This window comes from Streptoverticillium reticulum (assembly GCF_047456005.1).
Lineage (GTDB): Bacteria > Actinomycetota > Actinomycetes > Streptomycetales > Streptomycetaceae > Streptomyces > Streptomyces reticulum.
In genome coordinates this window covers 6726031-6746675 of record NZ_CP179755.1, presented here as the reverse complement: position 1 = coordinate 6746675, position 20645 = coordinate 6726031, and the positions used below count along the sequence as shown (strand labels likewise).

Below are 20645 nucleotides of genomic sequence, written 5' to 3'. Positions count from 1 at the left end.
GGATACGGACCGGTGAGGAACCTAGTCGGCCCACACCTGGGGAGCAACGAGCAACGCGCTTGCACGTTCGCTCTCGTCGGAGACTAGCGGCCGATCCCGCTCCAGTCAGCGAGAACAAGCGAAAAGTCCTGGTCAGACTCCGTCGACCAGGACTTTTCCGGACATAACAACCAACAATTTCGGCGTTAACGCGCCGCCGGACCGTTCGCCGCGACCGCTTCCTGCACCTCGCCGGCGAACCGCGCGGCACTCTCGCGCAGCGCGGCGACGTCCGGACCGTGACGCAGGACACCCCGGCTGACGTTCGGGACGACGTCGCGCACGGCCGCGCCGAAGACCTTCGGCAGATCCGCGGCGGTCGCGCCCTGGGCGCCGATTCCCGGGGCCAGCAGCGGGCCGTCGATGGCCAGATCCGCGTCGGCCGCACCGAGCGAGCCGCCCAGCGTGGCGCCGACGACCGCGCCGTAGGAGCCCATGGCCCCGGCGGCGGCCTCGGCGGCGTTCTCGGCGCGCAGGTGGCCCAGCATGGTGGCCGCGACCGTCGCGCCGTCGGCGCGCACGGCGTGCTGCACCTCGGCGCCCTCCGGGTTGGAGGTCAGGGCGAGCACGAAGACGCCGGTGCCGCTCTCGCGCGCCAGGTCCAGCGCCGGGCGCAGCGAGCCGTAGCCGAGGTACGGGCTGACGGTCACGGCGTCCGAGAACAGCGGCGAGGAGGGGTCGAGGTAGGTCGCGGCGTACGCGGCCATGGTGGAGCCGATGTCGCCGCGCTTGGCGTCCATCAGCACCAGGGCGCCGGCGGCCCGGGCGTCGGCGACGGCCCGTTCGAGGACGGCGATGCCGCGCGAGCCGAACCGCTCGAAGAACGCGGACTGCGGCTTGAGCACGGCGACCCGGTCGGCCAGCGCCTCCACGACGGTGTGCGTGAAGCGCTCCAGGCCGGCGATGTCGTCGGACAGCCCCCAGTCGGCGAGCAGCGAGGCGTGCGGGTCGATGCCGACGCAGAGCGGGCCGCGCTCGTCCATGGCACGGCGCAGCCGCGCGCCGAAGGGGGTGGGTGAGGTCATGCGGTCACCTTCCGGTGGTCGGCGCCGACGGCGTCGGCGAGGGTGGCGTACGGGCTGGCGGCGAGGCGCTCGGCCAGGCCGCGGTGGATGCGGCGGCACCAGAACGGGCCCTCGTAGATGAAGGCGCTGTAGCCCTGGACCAGCGTGGCGCCCGCCAGGATGCGCTCCCAGGCGTCGTCGGCGGTCTCGATGCCCCCGACACCGACCAGGGTGATCCGGTCGCCCACACGGGCGTACAGGCGGCGCAGGACCTCCAGCGAGCGCTCCTTCAGGGGGGCGCCCGACAGGCCGCCCGCGCCGATGGCCTCGACGGTGCGCTGGGGGGTGCACAGTCCGAGGCCGTCGCGGGCGATGGTGGTGTTGGTGGCGATGATGCCGTCCAGGCCGAGCTCGACGGCCAGGTCGGCGACGGCGTCGACGTCCTCGTCGGCGAGGTCGGGGGCGATCTTCACCAGCAGCGGGACCCGGCGCCCGGTCACCGTGCGGTCGGCGGCCGCGCGCACCGCGGTGAGCAGCGGGCGCAGGTGGTCGACGGCCTGGAGGTTGCGCAGCCCGGGCGTGTTAGGGGAGGAGACGTTGACGACCAGGTAGTCGGCGTGCGCGGCGAGGCGCTCGGTGGAGGTGACGTAGTCGGCGACGGCCTCCGCCTCCGGCACCACCTTGGTCTTGCCGATGTTGACGCCGACGGTGGTCCGGAAGACCGGGTTCCGCGTGGCGAGGCGCTCCGCGACGGCCGCCGAGCCGTCGTTGTTGAAGCCCATGCGGTTGATCAGCGCGCGGTCCGCGACGAGGCGGAACAGCCGCTTCCTGGGGTTGCCCGGCTGCGGCTGGGCGGTGACGGTGCCGATCTCGACGTGGTCGAAGCCGAGCATGCTCATGCCGTCGATGGCGGCGGCGTTCTTGTCGAAGCCGGCGGCCAGGCCGAAGGGGCCGTGCATCCGCAGGCCGAACGCCTCGGTGCGCAGCGCCTGGTGGCGGGGCGCGAGGACGGCCGCGGCGAAGGTGCGCAGGACGGGGATGCGGGCGAGGAGCCGGATCCAGCCGAAGGCCAGGTGGTGGGCCTTCTCGGGGTCCATGCGCTTGAAGATCAGGTCGAAGAAGAGACGGTACATTTCCAGCCTTCGGATCATGGAGAGGGGGACACCTCCCGGTGTCCCCCTCCGTCGCCTTTACGCCTCGCGGGCGGCGGTCAGATGCTCCGCGTGTTCCTGCAGGGAGCGCACGCCCACGTCGCCGCGGGTGAGCGCCTCGATGCCCTGGACGGCGGCCGCGAGGGCCTGGACCGTGGTCAGGCACGGCACCGCGCGGGCGACCGCGGCGGTGCGGATCTCGTAGCCGTCGAGCCGGCCGCCGGTCCCGTAGGGGGTGTTGACGATCAGGTCGACCTGGCCGTCGTGGATCAGCTGGACGATCGTCTTCTCGCCGTTGGGGCCCTCGCCCTCGCTCTGCTTGCGCACCACGGTGGCGTTGATGCCGTTGCGCTTGAGCACCTCGGCCGTGCCGGAGGTGGCCAGCAGCTCGAAGCCGTGGGCGACCAGCTCGCGCGCCGGGAAGATCATCGAGCGCTTGTCCCGGTTGGCCACCGAGACGAACGCGCGGCCCTTGGTGGGCAGCGCGCCGTAGGCGCCGGCCTGCGACTTGGCGTAGGCGGTGCCGAAGACGCTGTCGATGCCCATGACCTCGCCGGTCGAGCGCATCTCCGGGCCGAGGACGGTGTCCACGCCGCGGCCGTGGATGTCGCGGAAGCGGCTCCAGGGCATGACGGCCTCCTTGACGGAGATCGGCGCGTCCAGCGGCAGCGTGCCGCCGTCGCCCTCCTTGGGCAGCATGCCCTCGGCGCGCAGCTCGGCGACCGTGGCGCCCAGGGAGATCCGGGCGGCGGCCTTGGCCAGCGGTACCGCGGTGGCCTTCGAGGTGAAGGGCACGGTGCGGGAGGCGCGCGGGTTGGCCTCCAGCACGTAGAGGATGTCCCCGGCCATCGCGAACTGGATGTTGATCAGGCCGCGCACTCCGACGCCCTTGGCGATGGCCTCCGTCGAGGCCCGCAGGCGCTTGATGTCGAAGCCGCCGAGGGTGATCGGGGGCAGCGCGCAGGCGGAGTCGCCGGAGTGGATGCCGGCCTCCTCGATGTGCTCCATGACGCCGCCGAGGTAGAGCTCGTGGCCGTCGTAGAGCGCGTCGACGTCGATCTCGATGGCGTCGTCGAGGAAGCGGTCCACCAGGACCGGACGGGTCGGGGAGATCTCGGTCGACTCGGCGATGTACGACTCCAGGCGCGCCTCGTCGTAGACGATCTCCATGCCGCGGCCGCCGAGCACGTACGACGGACGGACCAGGACGGGGTAGCCGATCTCGTCGGCAATGGCCTTCGCACCCGCGAACGTGGTGGCCGTGCCGTGCTTGGGGGCGGGCAGGCCCGCCTCGGCGAGGACCCGGCCGAAGGCGCCGCGGTCCTCGGCGGCGTGGATGGCCTCGGGCGAGGTGCCCACGACCGGGACGCCGTTGTCCTTCAGCGCCTGGGACAGGCCCAGCGGCGTCTGGCCGCCGAGCTGGACGACCACGCCCGCGACCGGGCCGGCCTGCTGCTCGGCGTGGACGATCTCCAGCACGTCCTCCAGGGTGAGCGGCTCGAAGTAGAGCCGGTCGGAGGTGTCGTAGTCGGTGGAGACGGTCTCCGGGTTGCAGTTGACCATCACGGTCTCGTAGCCCGCGTCGCTCAGGGCGAAGGAGGCGTGGACGCAGGAGTAGTCGAACTCGATGCCCTGGCCGATCCGGTTCGGGCCGGAGCCCAGGATGATCACGGCGGGCTTGGTGCGCGGCGCGACCTCGGTCTCCTCGTCGTAGGAGGAGTAGAAGTACGGGGTCTTCGCGGCGAATTCGGCGGCGCAGGTGTCGACGGTCTTGTAGACCGGGCGCACCCCGAGGGAGTGCCGGACCTCGCGCACGACGTCCTCGGTCAGACCGCGGATGGCGGCGATCTGGACGTCGGAGAAGCCGTGCCGCTTGGCCTCGGCCAGCAGCTCCGGGTCCAGGCGCTCGGCCGCGCGCAGTTCCTCGGCGATCTCGTGGATCAGGAAGAGCTGGTCCACGAACCACGGGTCGATCTTCGTGGAGTCGAAGACCTCCTGCGGGCCGGCCCCGGCGCGGATGGCGTCCATGACGGTGTTGATCCGGCCGTCGGTGGGCACCGCGGCCTTCTCCAGCAGCGCGGCCTTGTCGCCGGGCTCGCTGACGAAGTCGAACTGCGAGCCCTTCTTCTCCAGCGAGCGCAGCGCCTTCTGCAGCGCCTCGGTGAAGTTGCGGCCGATGGCCATGGCCTCGCCCACCGACTTCATGGTGGTGGTGAGGGTGGCGTCCGCGGAGGGGAACTTCTCGAACGCGAAGCGCGGGGCCTTGACCACGACGTAGTCGAGCGTGGGCTCGAAGGAGGCCGGGGTCTTCTCCGTGATGTCGTTCGGGACCTCGTCCAGCGTGTAGCCCACGGCCAGCCGGGCGGCGATCTTCGCGATCGGGAAGCCGGTCGCCTTGGAGGCCAGTGCGGAGGAGCGCGAGACGCGCGGGTTCATCTCGATGACGATGACCCGGCCGTCGTCGGGGTTGACCGCGAACTGGATGTTGCAGCCGCCGGTGTCGACGCCGACCTCGCGGATGATCGCGATGCCGATGTCGCGCAGCACCTGGTACTCGCGGTCGGTCAGCGTCATCGCCGGGGCGACGGTGATGGAGTCACCGGTGTGCACGCCCATCGGGTCGAAGTTCTCGATGGAGCAGACGACCACGACGTTGTCGTGCTTGTCGCGCATCAGCTCCAGCTCGTACTCCTTCCAGCCGAGGATGGACTCCTCCAGGAGCACCTCGGTGGTCGGGGAGAGCGTGAGGCCCTGGCCGGCGATGCGGCGCAGCTCCTCCTCGTCGTGCGCGAAGCCGGAGCCGGCGCCGCCCATGGTGAAGGAGGGACGGACGACGACGGGGTAGCCGCCGAGCGTCTCGACGCCCGCGAGGACCTCGTCCATGGTGTGGCAGATGACCGAGCGGGCGGACTCGCCGTGGCCGGTCCTGGCGTTGACGGCCTCGACGACGCCCTTGAACAGGTCGCGGTCCTCGCCCTTGTGGATGGCCTCGACGTTGGCGCCGATGAGCTCGACGCCGTACTTCTCCAGGACGCCGTTCTCGTGCATGGAGATCGCGGTGTTGAGCGCGGTCTGGCCACCGAGGGTGGGCAGGAGCGCGTCGGGGCGCTCCTTGGCGATGATCTTCTCGACGAACTCCGGGGTGATCGGCTCGACGTACGTGGCGTCGGCGATCTCCGGGTCGGTCATGATCGTGGCCGGGTTGGAGTTGACCAGGATCACCCGCAGGCCCTCGGCCTTGAGGACCCGGCAGGCCTGGGTGCCGGAGTAGTCGAACTCCGCGGCCTGGCCGATGACGATCGGGCCGGAGCCGATGACCAGAACGGACTGGATGTCGGTGCGCTTAGGCACGCTGGCCCTCCATCAGGGAGACGAAGCGGTCGAACAGGTACGCGGCGTCGTGCGGGCCTGCTGCTGCCTCGGGGTGGTACTGGACGCTGAAGGCCGGCTGGTCGAGCAGCTGGAGGCCTTCGACCACGTTGTCGTTGAGGCAGACGTGGGAGACCTCGACGCGGCCGTAGGGGGTGTCGGTCGCCTGGTCGAGCGGGGCGTCGACGGCGAAGCCGTGGTTGTGCGCGGTGACCTCGACCTTGCCGGTCGTACGGTCCTGCACGGGCTGGTTGATACCGCGGTGGCCGTACTTCAGCTTGTAGGTGCCGAAGCCGAGGGCGCGCCCGAGGATCTGGTTGCCGAAGCAGATGCCGAACAGCGGCGTCCTGCGCTCCAGCACGCCGCGCATCACGGAGACCGGGTGGTCGGCGGTGGCCGGGTCGCCCGGGCCGTTGGAGAAGAACACGCCGTCGGGGTCGATGGCGTAGACGTCCTCGAGGGTCGCCGTGGCGGGCAGGACGTGCACCTCGATGCCGCGCTCGGCCATCCGGTGCGGGGTCATGCCCTTGATGCCCAGGTCGATCGCGGCGACGGTGAACTTCTTCGCACCGATCGCCGGGACGACGTACGCCTCCTTGGTGGCGACCTCGGCGGAGAGGTCGGCGCCCTTCATCTCGGGGGCCTGGCGCACCTCGGTGAGCATGGTGCCCTCGTCGGGCAGGGCGTTGCCGGAGAAGATGCCGACGCGCATGGCGCCGCGCTCGCGCAGGTGGCGGGTGAGGGCGCGGGTGTCGATGCCGCTGATGCCGACGATGCCCTGGTGGCGCAGTTCCTCCTCCAGCGAGCGCCGGGCACGCCAGTTGGAGGAGACGCGGGCGGGGTCGCGGACGACGTAGCCGGCCACCCAGATGCGGGCGGACTCGGGGTCCTCGTCGTTGACGCCGGTGTTGCCGACGTGCGGGGCGGTCATGACGACCACCTGGCGGTGGTAGGAGGGGTCGGTCAGGGTCTCCTGGTAGCCGGTCATGCCGGTGGAGAAGACCGCCTCGCCGAAGGTGACTCCGTGGGCCCCGTAGGCACGGCCGCGGAAGGTTCGGCCGTCCTCCAGGACGAGTACGGCGGGAACCCTGGCGGCTCCCCTGCTGGAGGTCGTCATCGTGCGCCTTCCGTCGTGCTGTCGTTCGTGGTGGGGGTCATGGTGGTGAGGGCCTCGACCCAGGCCGCGTGCTCGGCGGCCGTGTCGGAGCGGAAGCCCGAGTCGATCGTCTTGTCGCCGTGCTGCCAGGTGATCACGAGCAGGCCGCCCTCGGTGAGGACCTTGCCCGCGATGCCCTTGTCGAGGCGGGCGCCGCGCAGGGCGGCGGCGGGGACGAAGAAGTCCTGCGCCCCGGGGCGGTCGACCCGGACGCCTTGCTCCGTCAGGGTGAGTTCCGCCCGGCTGCGGGTGCCCAGGCCCTGCGCGACGATGCGGTCGAGCCACTGCCCGGCGGTGGTCGAGCCGTGGTACCGCCCGGTCATCGTGAGCGTGCTCGCGCCGGGGTCCGCGGGGACGGCCGGCAGCTCGGGCAGGTCGCCCTGGAGCGTGCCGCGCCACTTCCAGCCCTCGCGCATCAGCCAGTAGAGCAGTGCGATGAAGAGGAGGAGTCCCACGACCCAGCCGATCCGGCCGGCCCAGTGGGTGACGGCCTGGGACTTCTCCTCGGCCGCCAGAATCATCAGTGCAGGTGTCACGCCAGCTTCCCGTCCACGACCGTTGCCCGGCCCCGCAGGAAGGTGTGGGTGACGCGACCCGGCAGCTCGCGGCCCTCGTAGGGGGTGTTGCGGCTGCGGGAGGCGAAGCCCGCGGGGTCCACGACACCACGGTAAGCGGAATCGACCAGCGTGAGGTTGGCGGGCTCCCCGGGGGCGATGGGGCGGCCGTGACCGGCGAGGCTGCCGATGCGCGCGGGCTTGAAGGACATGCGCTCGGCGACCCCGGCCCAGTCCAGCAGCCCGGTGTCGACCATCGTGTGCTGGACGACGGACAGGGCCGTCTCCAGGCCCACCATGCCCATCGCCGCGGCGGCCCACTCGCAGTCCTTGTCCTCGTGCGGGTGCGGGGCGTGGTCGGTGGCCACGATGTCGATCGTGCCGTCGGCCAGCGCCTCGCGCAGCGCCATCACGTCGCGCTCGGTGCGCAGCGGCGGGTTCACCTTGTAGACCGGGTTGTACGAGCGCACGAGCTCGTCGGTGAGGAGCAGGTGGTGCGGGGTGACCTCGGCGGTGACGTCGATGCCGCGCGACTTGGCCCAGCGGACGATCTCGACCGAGCCGGCCGTGGACAGGTGGCAGATGTGCACCCGGGAGCCGACGTGCTCGGCGAGCAGGACGTCGCGCGCGATGACCGACTCCTCGGCGACGGCCGGCCAGCCGCCCAGGCCCAGCTCCGAGGAGACGACGCCCTCGTTCATCTGGGCGCCCTCGGTGAGCCGCGGCTCCTGGGCGTGCTGGGCGACGACGCCGCCGAAGGCCTTCACGTACTCCAGCGCACGGCGCATGATCACGGCGTCGTCGACGCACTTGCCGTCGTCGGAGAAGACGGTGACCCCGGCCGCGGAGTCGTGCATGGCGCCCAGCTCGGAGAGCTGCTTGCCCTCCAGGCCGACGGTGACGGCGCCGATGGGCTGCACGTCGCAGTAGCCGTGCTCCTTGCCGAGCCGCCAGACCTGCTCGACGACGCCGGCGGTGTCGGCGACGGGGAAGGTGTTGGCCATGGCGAAGACGGCGGTGTAGCCGCCGCTCGCGGCGGCGCGGGTACCGGTCAGGACGGTCTCGGAGTCCTCGCGGCCGGGCTCGCGCAGGTGGGTGTGCAGGTCGACCAGGCCGGGCAGCAGGATCCTGCCGTCGGCCTCGATCACCTGGGCGCCCTCGGCGCTCAGGCCCGTGCCGACCTCGGAGACGGTCTCGCCGTCGACGAGGACGTCCTGCGGCTCGCCGCCGAGGATCTTGGCACCACGGATCAGGATCTTCGACATGGTTACTTGTTCTCCTCGGTGCGGGCGTTGTTCGTGGTGACGGCCGGCTCGGAGCCGCCGAGCAGCAGGTAGAGGACGGCCATCCGGGTCGAGACGCCGTTGGCGACCTGCTCGACGGCCGTGCAGCGGTCGGAGTCGGCGACCTCGGCGGTGATCTCCATGCCGCGGTTCATCGGGCCGGGGTGCATCACGACGGCGTGCTCGGGCATCTTCGCCATGCGGTCGGCGTCCAGGCCGTAGCGCCGCGCGTACTCGCGCTCGGTCGGGAAGAACGCGGCGTTCATGCGCTCGCGCTGGACCCGCAGCATCATCACGGCGTCGGACTTCGGCAGCACCTGGTCGAGGTCGTAGGAGACCTCGCACGGCCAGCTCCCGACGCCGACGGGCACCAGGGTGGGCGGCGCGACGAGGGTGACCTCGGCGCCCAGCGTGGTCAGCAGGTGGACGTTGGAGCGGGCGACCCGGCTGTGCAGCACGTCGCCGACGATCGTGATCCGGCGCCCGGACAGGTCCTTGCCGAGGCCGGTGTCGGGGCCGACCAGGCGGCGGCGCATGGTGAAGGCGTCCAGCAGGGCCTGGGTGGGGTGCTCGTGGGTGCCGTCACCGGCGTTGACGACGGCGCCGTCGATCCAGCCGGAGTTGGCGAGCCGGTAGGGGGCGCCGGAGGCGTGGTGGCGGATGACGACGGCGTCGGCGCCCATGGCCTCCAGGGTCAGGGCGGTGTCCTTGAGCGACTCGCCCTTGGAGACCGAGGAGCCCTTGGCCGAGAAGTTGATGACGTCGGCGGAGAGTCGCTTGGCGGCGGCCTCGAAGGAGATGCGGGTCCGGGTCGAGTCCTCGAAGAAGAGGTTGACGACGGTGCGGCCGCGCAGGGTGGGCAGCTTCTTGATCGGCCGGTCGGCGACGCGGGCCATCTCCTCGGCGGTGTCGAGGATCAGGACGGCGTCGTCGCGGGAGAGGTCGGCGGCCGAGATGAGGTGACGCTTCATCCGGTTTGCTCCGTGGTTGAGGAGATATGCGGGGGTGAGGTGCGGGCGTGCGACCGCGCGGTCCCGGACAGGCCGGGTCCGCCGAGGGGTCGCTACTGCCCGTCGGCCGGTGCGGTCGCGCGCGTGCCGAGGAGCACGCTGTCGCGGCCGTCCTCCTCGGTGAGCTGGACCTTGACCGTCTCCCGCAGCGACGTGGGGAGGTTCTTGCCGACGTAGTCGGCACGGATGGGAAGTTCGCGGTGGCCGCGGTCGACGAGGACCGCGAGCTGGACGGCGCGGGGGCGCCCGATGTCGTTCAGCGCGTCGAGGGCGGCACGGATGGTGCGGCCGGAGAAGAGCACGTCGTCGACGAGGACCACCAGGCGGCCGTCGATGCCCTCGCCGGGGATCTCCGTGCGGGCCAGCGCCCGGGCGGGGCGCATCCGCAGGTCGTCGCGGTACATGGTGATGTCGAGGGAGCCGACCGGCATCGTCCTGCCGGTGATCTGCTCCAGCTTGACCGCCAGGCGGTGGGCGAGGAAGACGCCTCGCGTGGGGATGCCGAGGAGCACCACGTCGTCGGCGCCCTTGGCGCGCTCGTCGATCTCGTGGGCAATGCGCGTCAGGACCCGGGCGATGTCCGGTGCTTCGAGCACCGCACGCGCGGGTTCCGGCGCAGGAATGACTGCGTCCATGAAACGGACCTCCTTCTCCGCCTCACGGGACGGACATTAAAGGACGTCGGATTTACCTGTTCACCGTATCAGGCCCCACGGCGGGCACGGGCCGCGACCACCGACGGCCCAGCCGGTGGACCATTCGGCTTGACGAAGTGAGATTACGCTGCGTAACCTCACAGTGAGTTACCAGACACGCGGCGGCAGCCGCACGTCATACAGCGTCCGGGGAGCTTTATGTCCAGCGAATACGCCAAACAGCTCGGGGCCAAGCTCCGCGCCATCCGCACCCAGCAGGGCCTCTCCCTCCATGGCGTCGAGGAGAAGTCCCAGGGTCGCTGGAAGGCCGTCGTGGTCGGCTCGTACGAGCGCGGCGACCGCGCCGTGACCGTGCAGCGCCTGGCCGAGCTGGCCGACTTCTACGGTGTGCCCGTGCAGGAGCTGCTGCCGGGCACCACGCCCGGCGGTGCCGCCGAGCCCCCGCCGAAGCTGGTCCTGGACCTGGAGCGGCTCGCCCACGTCCCGGCCGAGAAGGCCGGCCCGCTGCAGCGTTACGCCGCCACCATCCAGAGCCAGCGCGGCGATTACAACGGCAAGGTGCTCTCGATCCGCCAGGACGACCTGCGCACCCTTGCAGTGATCTACGACCAGTCGCCCTCGGTGCTCACCGAGCAGCTCATCAGCTGGGGCGTGCTCGACGCGGACGCCCGCCGCGCCGTGCAGCACGAGGACGTCTGATCTTCTCGTTTTTCAGGGAGAAACGTAAAACCGCCGGGGGCGGGAAGAACCGTTCGGTTCTTCCCGCCCCCGGCGGTTTTCGTGCCTGCGGCTACGCGTCGTCGTCGCGGCGCAGGCTCGGCTTGAGCTCCTTGAAACGGCCGAGGAGGCCGTTCACGAACGCGGGCGAGTCGTCGGTGGAGAACTCCTTGGCGAGCTGCACCGCCTCGTCGATCGCCACGGCGTCGGGCGTGCCGTCCTCCCAGATCAGCTCGTACGCGCCGAGCCGCAGGATGTTCCGGTCGGCGACCGGCATCCGGTCCAGGGGCCAGTCGACCGAATAGGCGGCGATCAGCTCGTCGATCCGCGCGACATGCTTCGCGTAGCCCTCGACCAGCTGCATCGTGTACTCGTTGACCGGCGGCTGCCGGTCGTCGGACCGGGAGTGCCGCACCCAGTCCGCGAGGACGCCGAGCGCGGTGCTGCCGCGCTGGTCGGCCTCGAAGAGGATCTGGAAGGCACGCTTACGGGCCTTGCTGCGGGCGGCCACGGTTAGCTGTTCACCCGACCGAGGTAATCACCGGTGCGCGTGTCGACCTTGATCTTCTCGCCCGTGGTGATGAAGAGCGGGACCTGGATCTCGTAACCGGTCTCCAGCTTGGCGGGCTTGGAACCACCGGTGGAGCGGTCGCCCTGGACACCCGGCTCGGTGTGCTCGATGACGAGCTCGACGGCGGCCGGCAGCTCGACGTAGAGCACCGAGCCCTCGTTCGAGGCGACGGTGGCGGTGAAGCCCTCGATCAGGAAGTTGGCGGCGTCGCCGACGGTCTTGCGGTCGACCATCAGCTGGTCGTAGGTCTGCATGTCCATGAAGACGAAGTACTCGCCGTCCATGTAGGAGAACTGCATGTCGCGGCGGTCGACAGTGGCCGTCTCGACCTTCACGCCCGCGTTGAAGGTCTTGTCGACGACCTTGCCGGAGAGCACGTTCTTCAGCTTCGTACGGACGAAGGCGGGGCCCTTGCCGGGCTTGACGTGCTGGAACTCGACGACGGACCAGAGCTGGCCGCCTTCGAGCTTGAGCACCATGCCGTTCTTGAGGTCGTTCGTGGATGCCACGGTTGCGGTATCTCCTGGGCTGGTGGAACCAGAGAGTGCGATGCGCTCCGTCAGAGCGCGAGCAGCTCTTTGGTCGTAATGGTGAGTAGCTCGGGTCCGCCGTCCGCCTCGGGGCGGACGACGAGCGTGTCATCGATCCGGACGCCGCCCCGCCCCGGGAGGTGGACCCCCGGGTCTACGGTGACCGGCACGCAAGCGTCCAGTTTACCCATGGCCGACGGCGCCAGCCGCGGGTCCTCGTCGTTTTCCAGACCCACGCCGTGTCCCATCCTCGGTCCGGTGCGTTCTCCCAGGCCGGCCGCCTCCAGTACGACACGTGCGGCCCGGTCCACGTCGCGGTACGGCGTGCCCGGCGCCAGTGCCTCGCGGCCCGCGCGCTGAGCGGCGAAGACCTGGTCGTACAGCTCGATCTGCCAGTCCGCGGGCGAGGTGCCGATGACGAAGGTGCGGCCGATCTCGCTGCGGTAGCCGCGGTAGTCGGCTCCCAGGCAGACGCTGAGGAAATCGCCCTCCTCGACCCGGCGGTCGGTGGGCACGTGCCCGGCGAGCCCGGAGTTCGGCCCGGCCCCCACCGAGGTGGGGAAGGCCGGGCCGCCCGCGCCGTGGTCGACCAGGCGGCGCTCCAGCTCCAGCGCCAGGTGCCGCTCGGTGCGTCCGACCAGTATCGACTCCAGCAGCTCGCCCAGGGCCTGGTCGGCGATCTCCGCGGCGATGCGCAGGCAGGAGATCTCCTCGTCGTCCTTGACCACCCGCTGCTGCTCCACGGCCGGGCCCAGGTCGCCCAGCCGCAGCCCGGGCGCCACGGAGCGCAGGGCGCGGTGGCGGGTGACGGTCAAGTGGTGCTCCTCGACGGCCAGCGAGCGGGCCCCCGCGGCACCGGCCCGCTCGGCGGCGGCCACGGCCGGGTCGCCCTCGGGCGCGGTCAGCACCTCGACCTGGACCTCCTCGCCGGGCCGGCTGCGGCCGGTGGCGTCGGTGTACGGGTCGGTCGTGCAGACCAGCAGGTCGCGGTCGGGGCCGAGGAGCAGGACGGCCCCGGACGGCGCGCCGCCCGACAGATACCGGACGTTGGCGTCGCCGGACACCAGGGCGGCCTCGCTGCCGCCCGCCGCACAGCGCTCGCGCAGCCGCGCGCGGCGTGCCGCGTAGACCTCGGACATGGCTCCGAGCGTACGTTCGGCGGCGGTGACCGGCCGGTTCAGCGCGTCCGACCGGGCGGTTCCGGCGGCCCCGCGGGCCCCGGGCCGTCAGCGGGCGGCGGCACCGGCCAGGACGCGGGCCACGGCCTCGTCCAGGAGCCGGGCCGTGGTGGCCACGTCCTGCTGGGAGTTGTCGATGATCGGCAGCCCCGAGCCGTACCAGCCGGCCATCCGGCCGTGGATCCGGGCGACCTCCTCGTCGGCGAGGCGGCGGTTCCCGGTGCGCTCGGCGTTGCGCTCCAGGACCACGTCCAGACCCGGCAGCAGGACGACCGGCAGCAGGCCGGGGCCGACGTGCCGCTTCCAGCCGCCGAGGCCGACGACCGGGCGGTCGGGGAAGACGGCGTCGTCGAGGATGCAGGAGATGCCGTTGGCGAGGAAGTTGCGGGCGGCGAAGCCGCAGGTGCGGCGGGCGAGGCGGTACTGCGCCTCGGAGTTGTCGTTCCACCCGGACTGCGGGTCGGCGAAGCCGGAGCGCACCCACTCGCGCACGTCGTCCAGGCTGATGTGGGCGGTGGGCACGGCACGGCGGTCGGCCCAGTGCCGGGCGACCGTCGTCTTGCCCGCCCCGGCCGGGCCGATGAGCAGCACGGCCACGGCGGCGTGCGCCGCGTCGACGGGCGGCGGCACGGGCAGGCCGGGGGCGAGGGCGAAGTGCCCGGTCGCACCGTCGGACGGCACGGGCGGCGAGGACGGCGGCGGTCCCGGCGGCACCGCCGGAGGGGGCGCGGGCGCGGACCAGCCGGGCGCCGGGGCGGGGCCCGGCGGCATCGGGGGGTGGGGCGGCGGCAGCGGCGCTCCCACTGCGTGCTGCATCCGGTGGCACTCCAGTCTTGTGAAGGGGCCGCAACTACGGCCGGACGAGAGTACCGGAGCGCGCCCGCCCGCCCGGCCGCAGTGGGGTCAACGGCCGGGGCGGGCGCCAAGTGCCCGACGCGCCGCGCGGGTCAGGCCAGTTGCTCCGCGAGGGCCCGCAGTGCGAGCCGGTACGAGCCGATGCCGAACCCCGCGACGGTGCCGCTGGCGACCGCCGCGATCACGGAGGTGTGCCGGAACTCCTCGCGCGCGTACGGGTTGGAGATGTGCACCTCGATGAGCGGCGCGGTGCGCTGGGCGGCCGCGTCGCGCATGGCGTACGAGTAGTGCGTGAACGCACCGGGGTTGATGACGACGGGGACCGAGCCGTCCGCGGCCTCGTGCAGCCAGCGGATCAGCTCGCCCTCGTCGTTGGTCTCCCGCACCTCGACGGCGAACCCGAGCTCGGCGCCGAGCTCGGCGCACTCCTTGACGAGCCCGGTGTAGGACGTGGACCCGTAGACGTCGGGCTCCCGGGAACCGAGACGGCCCAGGTTGGGGCCGTTCAGCACGAGCACCCGGCGGCCGCTCACGCGGCGATCTCCGCGTGCGCGGCCAGCAGCATGGCCGGGTCCGGCGCCTCCAGAACGACCGGCTTGGCCAGGCCGTCCAGGACGATGAAGCGCAGCCGGTCGCCGCGGGTCTTCTTGTCGACCTTCATGGTCTCCAGCAGCTTGGGCCACTGGTCGCCGCGGTAGGTGACGGGCAGGCCCACCGCCTGCAGCACCGTGCGGTGCCGGTCGGCGGTCGCGTCGTCCAGCCGGCCTGCGATCCGGCCCAGTTCGGCCGCGAAGACCATGCCGACGGCGACGGCCGCGCCGTGCCGCCAGTTGTAGCGCTCGTTCTTCTCGATCGCATGGGCGAGGGTGTGCCCGTAGTTGAGGATCTCGCGGCGGCCGGCCTCCTTGAGGTCGCCGGAGACGACCTCGGCCTTGACCCGGATGGCGCGCTCGATCAGCTCGGCCGTGTGCGGGCCCTGCGGGGTGCGGGCCGCCTCGGGGTCCGCCTCGATCAGGTCCAGGATGACGGGGTCGGCGATGAAGCCCGCCTTGATGATCTCGGCGAGGCCGCTGACGTAGTCGTGGACCGGCAGCGACTCCAGCGCGGCCAGGTCGCACAGCACCCCGGCCGGCGGGTGGAAGGAGCCGACGAGGTTCTTGCCCTCGGCGGTGTTGATGCCGGTCTTGCCGCCGACGGCCGCGTCGACCATGCCCAGCACCGTGGTGGGCACGGCGATCCAGCGCACCCCGCGCAGCCAGGTGGCGGCGACGAAGCCGGCCAGGTCGGTGGTGGCACCGCCGCCGACGCCGACGATCACGTCGGTGCGGGTGAAGTTCGACTGGCCCAGCGCCTTCCAGCAGTAGGCCGCGACCTCGGCGGTCTTGGCCTCCTCGGCGTTGGGCACCTGGATGGCGATGGCCTCGTAGCCCTGGGCCGCGAGGTCCTCGCACAGCGCCTCGCCGGTCGCGGCGAGGGCCTCGGGGTGCAGCACCGCGACCCGCTTGGCGGGGCCGACGAGAGTGGGCAGCTCGCCCAGCAGCTGCTGCCCGACCAGGACCTCGTACGGCGCGGTGCCCGCGCTGCCGGCGACCTGGATACGGGTGGGGGCGTCCGTCATGGGTTCCTCACTGCGTGATGTCCGGTGTGGGGCCGGCGGGGAGTCCGAGCGCCTCGAGCACGGCGTCGGCGACCTCGGCGGGGGCCCGGCCGCCGGTGGCCACGACGGCCCTGGCGACCTCGGTGTAGAGGGGGCGGCGCTGTTCCATCAGCTCGCGCCAGCGCTTGCGCGGGTTGACGGCGAGCAGCGGGCGCGGGGCGTCCAGGCCCACGCGGTGCACGGCGTCGGCGAGTTCGACGTCGAGGAAGACCACGGGCAGGCCGGTGAGCAGGGCGCGGGTGGTGGGGTCCATGACGGCGCCGCCGCCGAGGGCGAGCACCCCGGGGTGCTCGGCCACGGCGGTGCGCACGGCCTGCCGCTCCAGCTCGCGGAAGTACGGCTCGCCCTCGTCGACGAAGATGTCCGGAATGGGCTTGCCGGCCGTCCGCTCGATGTCGGCGTCGGTGTCCCGGTAGCCGGTGCCCAGCCGCTCGGCGAGCAGGGCACCGACGGTGGACTTGCCGGCTCCCGGCGGGCCCACCAGGACGACGGACGGTGTCACTTGACGGCCAGGTTGTCGAGGTAGCCGCGGACGTTGCGGCGGGTCTCGGCGACGCTGTCGCCGCCGAACTTCTCCACCACCGCGTCGGCCAGCACCAGCGCCACCATGGCCTCGGCCACGATGCCGGCCGCGGGGACCGCGCAGACGTCGGAGCGCTGGTGGTGCGCCTGGGCCGGCTCGCCGGTGGTCACGTCGACGGTGGCCAGCGCCCGCGGCACGGTCGCGATCGGCTTCATCGCGGCGCGCACGCGCAGCAGTTCGCCGGTCGTCAGGCCGCCCTCGGTGCCGCCGGAGCGGCCGGTGGCGCGGCGGAGTCCGTCCTCGGTGGGCACGATCTCGTCGTGCGCCTTGGAGCCGGGCACCCGCGCCAGCTCGAAGCCGTCGCCGAGCTCGACGCCCTTGATGGCCTGGATGCCCATCAGCGCGGCGGCCAGGCGGGCGTCCAGGCGGCGGTCCCAGTGCACGTGCGAGCCCAGGCCGACGGGCACGCCGTAGGCCAGGACCTCGACGACGCCGCCGAGGGTGTCGCCGTCCTTGTGGGCCTGGTCGATCTCGGCGACCATCGCCTTGCTCGCCTCGGCGTCCAGGCAGCGCACCGGGTCGGCGTCCAGGCGCTCGACGTCCGAGGGCTTCGGGTACACGCCGTACGGGGCCTTGGCGGCGGCGAGCTCGACGACGTGGGAGACGATCTCGATGCCGGCGGTCTCCTTCAGGAAGGACCGGGCGACCGCGCCCAGCGCCACCCGCGCCGCCGTCTCCCGGGCCGAGGCCCGCTCCAGCACCGGCCGGGCCTCGTCGAAGCCGTACTTCTGCATGCCCGCCAGGTCCGCGTGGCCCGGACGGGGCCGGGTGAGCGGGGCGTTGCGGGCGAGCGCGGCGAGCTCATCGGGGTCGACGGGGTCGGCCGCCATGACCTGCTCCCACTTCGGCCACTCGGTGTTGCCGACCATGACGGCGATCGGGGAGCCGAGGGAGAGGCCGTGCCGGACGCCGCCGAGGAAGGTGATCTCGTCCCGCTCGAACTTCATGCGCGCGCCGCGTCCATAGCCGAGGCGCCGTCGGGCCAGGTGGTCCGCCACCATGTCGGTGGTGATCGGCACGCCGGCGGGAAGGCCCTCCAACGTCGCCACGAGTGCGGGGCCGTGCGACTCTCCTGCGGTCAGCCAGCGCAACCTGCTCAACGGGACTCCTCCTGCTCACGCCTCGGATCGTGGCGGCCGCGGCAACCCGGTCCGCCACCCCCGATCCTCCCATGCCGCGGGTTTTCCCCCGGTTACCGGTCCAGCTTGTGGACCTACTGCGTCAGGTTCCGAGACGCCGTCAGCGGCCGCGGGCGGCCAGCGCCGCCTCGCCCGCGGCGCGCATCGCGGCCAGCGGGGCCGGGGTGCGGCCGGTCATCTGCTCGACCTGGAGGACCGCCTGGTGCACCAGCAGGTCCAGGCCGCCGACGACCGCGCCGCCGCGCTGCTGCCACGCGGCGGCCAGCGGGGTCGGCCACGGCTCGTAGAGCACGTCGAAGAGCGTGCCGGGCCGCTCGGGCACGGCGGCGGCCAGGGCGTCGGTGGCGCCGGCGGGGGTGGTGGCCACGACCAGCGGGGCGGCGAAGGCCTCGGCGGCGTCCGCCCAGTCCGCCGTGCGCACGGCGACACCGAGCCGCTCGCCCCACTGCCGCATCTCGGCGGCGCGCTCCGCGCTGCGGACGTAGACGGTGACCTCGCCGGTGCAGATGCGGGCGAGCGCGGCGAGGGCGGAGGAGGCGGTGGCCCCGGCGCCGAGGACGGCGGCGCAGCCGGTCTTCTCGATGCCCCGCTCGCGCAGGGCGGCCGCGATGCCGGGGATGTCGGTGTTGTCGCCGAGGCGCCGGCCGTCCTCGGTGAACACGACGGTGTTGACGGCCTCCACCGAGCGGGCGGTGGCGCTGACCTCGTCCAGCAGCGGGATGACCGCGCGCTTGAGCGGCATGGTCAGCGACAGCCCGGCCCACTCGCCGCCGAGCCCCGCCAGGAACGCGGGCAGCGCGGCCTCGTCGACCTCGAAGCGGTCGTACGTCCAGTCCTGCAGGCCCAGTTCCGCATAGGCGGCCCGGTGCAGCACCGGGGAGAGCGAGTGGGCGATCGGCGAACCGAGCACCGCCGCGCGGCGGCGGTGCTGCGTCAGGTCACTCATCCCTGCTTCTTCTTTTTCTGGCTGTCGTTGAACTCGCGGACGAGCTTGTCGTGCTCGGCGAGGGTGTTGGCGAACTGCGTCTTGCCGTCGATGGAGACGAAGTAGTACCAGTCCCCCGGCTCCGGGTCCATGGCCGCCTGCAGGGCCACCATGCCCGGGTTGCCGATGGGGCCGGGCGGCAGGCCCTTGTGCACATAGGTGTTGTACGGGTCCTGGTCGGAGTGGATCTCTGCCGTGCCGATGTTGATCTTGCTCTGGTTCTTGAGGTAGTTGAAGGTCGAGTCGAACTGCAGCTTGCCGTTCGTCTCGGTGTTGGTGGGCTTGAGGCGGTTGTAGACGACCCGCGCCATCTTGCGGAAGTCGTCGTGCGTCACGCCCTCCGCCTGGACCAGGCTGGCCACGGTGACGAGCTGCATCGGCGATTTCAGGCCGAGTTCCTTGGCCTTGCCGTCCAGGTCCTGCTGCGCGTAGTTGTCCTTCGCGCGGGCCACCATCTGGCGCAGGATGTCCTCCGGCTTGGTGCCCTTGCCCGCGTTGTACTGCGACGGGAAGAGGAAGCCCTCCAGCGGGTCCTTGATCTTCGGGTCGTCGTTCGCCCAGGCCGGCAGCCCCAGGTTCTTCGCCTGGTCCTTCGCGACGTCCTTGGTCGTGCCCGGCTTGAGGTCGAGCTTCTTGTCGATCGCCGTGTAGACGTCGACGGCCCGGGTGCCCTCGCCGAAGGTGAGGAAGTTGGTGTTGTCGCTCATCATCTCGATGGCCGCCTGCGCCGACATCTCCTTGCGCAGGCTGTAGGTGCCCGGCTGGATGCCCTTGCCCTTGGCGCTCTTGTCGGCCGCCTCGGCGAACCCTCGGGCGCTCTTGACGACGCCGTTCTTCTCCAGGATCTGGCCCATCTGGGTCAGGCTCGACCCCTTGGGGATCACCACCTGGACCTGGCCGTTCCCCTCGCCCTCGAAGTCGGGCGCGGGGCCGAAGTTGGCCTGCCAGTAGTCGTACCCCAGGTACCCCAGGCCGCCCACGCCGCCGACCAGCACCACGGCGACCAGCAGACAGGCCGTGCCACTGCGGCGCTTCTTGGGCTGCTTGGTGCGCCGCTCCCGGCCGCGCTTGCGCCCCCCGGCCCCCTCGTCCCCGTCCACGTCCTCGTCGCCGGCGGGGACTGCCGGGGCCTCGGCCGGGTCGTCGAAGAGGGAGATCCGGTCGTCCGCGGGCTCCGCCTCGGCGGTGCGCTGCTCGCCCACGTACGGGACCTGATGCTGTCCCGTCTGTTCCTGGTGGGGCACCTGTTCCTGGTGCGGCACCTGCTCCTGGTGCTGCGGCGGGTAGGGGTCGGTGTGGCCGTAATGGTCCGCCTGCTCCACGGCATGGCCGACCGGGTACTGGCCGGTGTGCTGCTCCTGGTACTGGCCGGTCTGCTGTTCCGTGTACGGGGCCGCGCCGGGCTGTGCGGCGTAGGGACCCCCCGTGTCCTGCGAGGGGTCCCAGCCGTACTGCTGCTGACCGGGGTAGTGCTGCTGACCGTAGGGGGGCTGCTGCACCTGCTGCTGCGCGGCGTACTGCTGCCCGGCGTACCCCTGGTCCCCGTACAGGGGGTCCTCGGGGTGCCACGGTTGGGAGCCGGGACCCCGGCCGTACTCAGTCATCTATCCCCTAGAGCCGCACAGCGGCAGCCGATGAGCGCCCTTCGATGCCTCGCGGAGCGCGAGTCCGATATCTCGTCCTGCCCGGCAGAGATTCGAACAGCTGCCATGTCGCGCGGAACGTTACCGTATTGCGATCAGATGACCACGTCGACGGTCTCGCCCGGGGGACGCCCCGAGACCTTCTCGGTCTCCAGGGCGTTCTGGAGAATCACCACGGCTGCGGCCTGATCCACCACCGACCGGCCCTTCTTGGAACTGACGCCCGAGGCGCGCAGGCCCTGTGCCGCTGTGACGGTTGTCATCCGCTCGTCGACCAGCCGGACCGGGACCGGCGCGATGCGCCGGGCCATCTCCTTGGCGAAGGTCCGCACCTTGGCGGCCGCCGGACCCTCCCGCCCGCTGAGCGAGCGGGGCAGGCCGACGACGACTTCGAGGGGCTCGTACTCGGCGACGATCGCCGCCAGCCGCTTGTGGGCCTGCGGGATGTCCCGGCCGGGAACGGTCTCCACCGGGGTGGCGAGGACCCCGTCGGGGTCGCACGAGGCGACCCCGATCCGGGCGTCCCCGACATCCACGGCGATACGCCTGCCGCGTCGCACCGCGA

General features: G+C 72.0%; 20 protein-coding genes. 1 reads left to right on the top strand and 19 read right to left on the bottom strand.

Annotated elements, in window-relative coordinates; genetic code table 11:
• Positions 1 to 185 precede the first annotated feature (185 nt).
• From pyrF to pyrR, 8 genes are all read right to left on the bottom strand, one after another.
• Positions 186 to 1064: an orotidine-5'-phosphate decarboxylase gene (pyrF, locus tag ACMATS_RS31110; RefSeq protein ID WP_414169756.1), complete on the bottom strand. Its 879-nt coding sequence runs from the start codon at positions 1062 to 1064 to the stop codon at positions 186 to 188.
• Positions 1061 to 2176, bottom strand: a complete 1116-nt coding sequence (locus ACMATS_RS31105) for a quinone-dependent dihydroorotate dehydrogenase (protein ID WP_414170828.1) — start codon at positions 2174 to 2176, stop codon at positions 1061 to 1063. The genes pyrF and ACMATS_RS31105 overlap by 4 nt, the downstream gene beginning before the upstream one ends.
• A gap of 57 nt (positions 2177 to 2233) precedes the next feature.
• Positions 2234 to 5545 (bottom strand): carbamoyl-phosphate synthase large subunit, encoded by a 3312-nt coding sequence (gene carB, locus ACMATS_RS31100; protein ID WP_414169755.1) that lies wholly within the window; start codon positions 5543 to 5545, stop codon positions 2234 to 2236.
• Positions 5538 to 6680, bottom strand: a complete 1143-nt coding sequence (carA, locus tag ACMATS_RS31095; RefSeq protein WP_414169754.1) for a glutamine-hydrolyzing carbamoyl-phosphate synthase small subunit — start codon at positions 6678 to 6680, stop codon at positions 5538 to 5540. The genes carB and carA overlap by 8 nt, the downstream gene beginning before the upstream one ends.
• Complete coding sequence (locus ACMATS_RS31090; RefSeq protein ID WP_414169753.1) at positions 6677 to 7255, bottom strand: hypothetical protein; 579 nt, start codon at positions 7253 to 7255, stop codon at positions 6677 to 6679. The genes carA and ACMATS_RS31090 overlap by 4 nt, the downstream gene beginning before the upstream one ends.
• Positions 7252 to 8538 (bottom strand): dihydroorotase, encoded by a 1287-nt coding sequence (locus ACMATS_RS31085; RefSeq protein ID WP_390779076.1) that lies wholly within the window; start codon positions 8536 to 8538, stop codon positions 7252 to 7254. Before ACMATS_RS31085 ends, ACMATS_RS31090 begins: the two co-directional genes overlap by 4 nt.
• 2 nt (positions 8539 to 8540) lie before the next feature.
• Positions 8541 to 9527: an aspartate carbamoyltransferase catalytic subunit gene (locus tag ACMATS_RS31080; RefSeq protein ID WP_414169752.1), complete on the bottom strand. Its 987-nt coding sequence runs from the start codon at positions 9525 to 9527 to the stop codon at positions 8541 to 8543.
• 92 nt (positions 9528 to 9619) lie between these two features.
• Positions 9620 to 10201 carry a bifunctional pyr operon transcriptional regulator/uracil phosphoribosyltransferase PyrR gene (gene pyrR / locus ACMATS_RS31075; RefSeq protein WP_414169751.1) on the bottom strand — a complete coding sequence of 194 codons (582 nt, stop codon included), beginning with the start codon at positions 10199 to 10201 and terminating at the stop codon, positions 9620 to 9622.
• A gap of 219 nt (positions 10202 to 10420) precedes the next feature.
• On the opposite strand from pyrR, the gene bldD reads away from it, so the two are divergent.
• Complete coding sequence (gene bldD, locus ACMATS_RS31070) at positions 10421 to 10921, top strand: transcriptional regulator BldD (protein WP_171084876.1); 501 nt, start codon at positions 10421 to 10423, stop codon at positions 10919 to 10921.
• Between the two features lie 91 nt (positions 10922 to 11012).
• Here bldD and nusB read toward each other — a convergent pair whose 3' ends face one another.
• The 11 genes from nusB to ruvX form a co-directional block, all read right to left on the bottom strand.
• Positions 11013 to 11450 carry a transcription antitermination factor NusB gene (gene nusB / locus ACMATS_RS31065; RefSeq protein ID WP_390779074.1) on the bottom strand — a complete coding sequence of 146 codons (438 nt, stop codon included), beginning with the start codon at positions 11448 to 11450 and terminating at the stop codon, positions 11013 to 11015.
• Between the two features lie 2 nt (positions 11451 to 11452).
• On the bottom strand, positions 11453 to 12019 hold the full coding sequence (gene efp / locus ACMATS_RS31060) for an elongation factor P (RefSeq protein ID WP_336414375.1): 567 nt from the start codon (positions 12017 to 12019) through the stop codon (positions 11453 to 11455).
• A 50-nt stretch (positions 12020 to 12069) separates the two neighbouring features.
• On the bottom strand, positions 12070 to 13179 hold the full coding sequence (locus tag ACMATS_RS31055; RefSeq protein WP_390779073.1) for an aminopeptidase P family protein: 1110 nt from the start codon (positions 13177 to 13179) through the stop codon (positions 12070 to 12072).
• Positions 13180 to 13266: 87 nt separating this feature from the next.
• The gene (locus ACMATS_RS31050) at positions 13267 to 14034 is read right to left on the bottom strand and encodes an AAA family ATPase (protein ID WP_390779072.1); all 768 of its coding nucleotides are present in this window, start codon (positions 14032 to 14034) and stop codon (positions 13267 to 13269) included.
• Between the two features lie 131 nt (positions 14035 to 14165).
• On the bottom strand, positions 14166 to 14606 hold the full coding sequence (aroQ, locus tag ACMATS_RS31045) for a type II 3-dehydroquinate dehydratase (RefSeq protein ID WP_390779071.1): 441 nt from the start codon (positions 14604 to 14606) through the stop codon (positions 14166 to 14168).
• Positions 14603 to 15691, bottom strand: a complete 1089-nt coding sequence (gene aroB, locus ACMATS_RS31040; protein WP_391154318.1) for a 3-dehydroquinate synthase — start codon at positions 15689 to 15691, stop codon at positions 14603 to 14605. The genes aroQ and aroB overlap by 4 nt, the downstream gene beginning before the upstream one ends.
• Positions 15692 to 15698: 7 nt before the next feature.
• The gene (locus ACMATS_RS31035) at positions 15699 to 16232 is read right to left on the bottom strand and encodes a shikimate kinase (RefSeq protein WP_390779069.1); all 534 of its coding nucleotides are present in this window, start codon (positions 16230 to 16232) and stop codon (positions 15699 to 15701) included.
• On the bottom strand, positions 16229 to 17413 hold the full coding sequence (gene aroC / locus ACMATS_RS31030; protein WP_390779068.1) for a chorismate synthase: 1185 nt from the start codon (positions 17411 to 17413) through the stop codon (positions 16229 to 16231). Before aroC ends, ACMATS_RS31035 begins: the two co-directional genes overlap by 4 nt.
• Before the next feature lie 139 nt (positions 17414 to 17552).
• A complete protein-coding gene (locus ACMATS_RS31025) occupies positions 17553 to 18398 on the bottom strand; it encodes a shikimate dehydrogenase (protein ID WP_414169750.1) in 846 nt (281 codons plus the stop codon).
• Complete coding sequence (gene mltG, locus ACMATS_RS31020; RefSeq protein WP_414169749.1) at positions 18395 to 20041, bottom strand: endolytic transglycosylase MltG; 1647 nt, start codon at positions 20039 to 20041, stop codon at positions 18395 to 18397. Before mltG ends, ACMATS_RS31025 begins: the two co-directional genes overlap by 4 nt.
• A gap of 134 nt (positions 20042 to 20175) precedes the next feature.
• Positions 20176 to 20640: a Holliday junction resolvase RuvX gene (ruvX, locus tag ACMATS_RS31015; protein WP_390779065.1), complete on the bottom strand. Its 465-nt coding sequence runs from the start codon at positions 20638 to 20640 to the stop codon at positions 20176 to 20178.
• Positions 20641 to 20645 lie beyond the last annotated feature (5 nt).